1 protein-coding gene is annotated in these 780 nt (G+C 59.5%); it reads right to left on the reverse strand.

The window, feature by feature from the left end; genetic code table 11:
* Nucleotides 1–739: hypothetical protein (locus RM2_RS23265; protein WP_218017281.1), on the reverse strand; the 739-nt coding region annotated here is incomplete at its 3' end.
* Between the last annotated feature and the right edge of the window lie 41 nt (nt 740–780).

Genomic DNA, 780 nt, shown 5'->3' on the forward strand with positions numbered 1-780 from the left:
CGACCAATGCCGCGATGTACTCCGGCACCTCAGCGGACTCCGGATCCACCTCGGACTTGTTCCAGCCCCCCGACGATTGGGCCACGAACAGCTCACCGGAATCAACGATCCACAACACATCCGAATCCGCCGCCCACAGCACCACAGCATCCTCACCCACCGCAATGGTCGACACCCCATTGCCGGCCACGTCGGTGATCACCACCTGAGACGACGACACCTGCATCGCAAGATCACCCGACGCCGACATACTCATAATCGGCGAACCACCACCTGAAGACGACGAACCCTCACCCGCATCACCGCCGGCATCCACCGCATCATCCGTGCCGGTATCCGTCGTGTCATCGACAGTCTCGTCGATCGGCTCGTCCGCAGCCAGATCATTCGACGCAAAACTCGCACTCTTCGAAGACGCACTAACAGAGGCCGTCTGAACATTCTCACTGCTCGGGTTGGCCTTGTACTTCTCGCCACCCTTGCAGCTGGCACTGTTGATGGTGTGGGCCTGGACACCCCAGCCGCGGTAACCCGTCGACGTGTTCGGGCCGTTAATGGTGTGCACCTCGACGGTATACCGCCTGGCGGTATCCTCGATGTCGAACCACCCACTATTCGTATTCGAGGTGCTGCTCTTGATGGTTTGGGTTCTGCCGCCACTGTCACGTCGCGCAACAACCTTGTATGTGTAGTCCTCCCCCAGCGGTGTCTTCCCGAGGCTGTCCCAAGAAAGCTTCACATCCGTAAGCAATCCACTCTCTGTTTGGCACCTCATACCCG

This window comes from Rhodococcus marinonascens NBRC 14363 (assembly GCF_001894885.1).
In the GTDB taxonomy this organism is placed as follows: Bacteria; Actinomycetota; Actinomycetes; order Mycobacteriales; family Mycobacteriaceae; genus Rhodococcus_F; species Rhodococcus_F marinonascens.